This window comes from Ruegeria sp. AD11(2025) (genome assembly GCF_056542405.1).
Window position 1 is genome coordinate 1 of record NZ_JBQFZU010000130.1, and the last position, 703, is coordinate 703.

At 60.6% G+C, this 703-nt stretch carries 1 protein-coding gene; it reads right to left on the reverse strand.

The genetic code is table 11. From position 1 onward, the window contains the following. Window positions 1–687: a sugar transferase gene (locus ACR1XY_RS24690; RefSeq protein WP_480597487.1), complete on the reverse strand. Its 687-nt coding sequence runs from the start codon at window positions 685–687 to the stop codon at window positions 1–3. Between the last annotated feature and the right edge of the window lie 16 nt (window positions 688–703).

A 703-nucleotide genomic window follows, 5' to 3' on the forward strand; every position in this document is an offset into this window, starting at 1 on the left:
TTACTTTCCGGTTCTGCGAAGCACGGTTGAGGCGGTCTGGGAGATGATCCTGATATCGTTAAGAAAGCTGCGCCGGTTCAGGTAGGCAACATCCAGCGCGACCCGCTCGCCATAGCTGATGTCGTTGCGCCCCGAGACCTGCCACAGCCCGGTGATCCCCGGTCTCTGCGCCAGATAGGCCGAAGCGGACCTGCCGTATTTGACCAGTTCGATGGCCACAACAGGGCGCGGGCCGACAAAGCTCATCTCGCCTTTCAGCACGTTCCAGATCTGCGGCAGCTCGTCCAGGCTGGTCTTGCGCAGGATGCGACCCAGCCGGTTGATGCGCGGATCATCGGTCAGTTTATGGTCGCGTTCCCATTCGGCTGCGGCTTCGGGATTGGTGTCCAGATAGGCCTGCAGCCGCGCTTCGGCATCCGCCACCATGCTGCGAATCTTCCAGCATTTGAACGGCTTGGCGTTCTGACCCACTCGGGTATGACCGAAAAAGCCCGGGCCACCGTCCAGGCGCACGAGGCACCACAGCAGCGCGATGACCGGCGCAACAGCCGGCAGCAGCAGCAGCGCAAACGCGATGTCAAAGGCTCGCTTGCCAAGACCCGAATACAGGCCCAGAGGCGCCCGGTGCGGAACCGGCTGTTCCGCTGATCTGTTATCCGAAGTCGTTGAGGAAGCAAAATCCAACATCTAAATTTATCCTGAC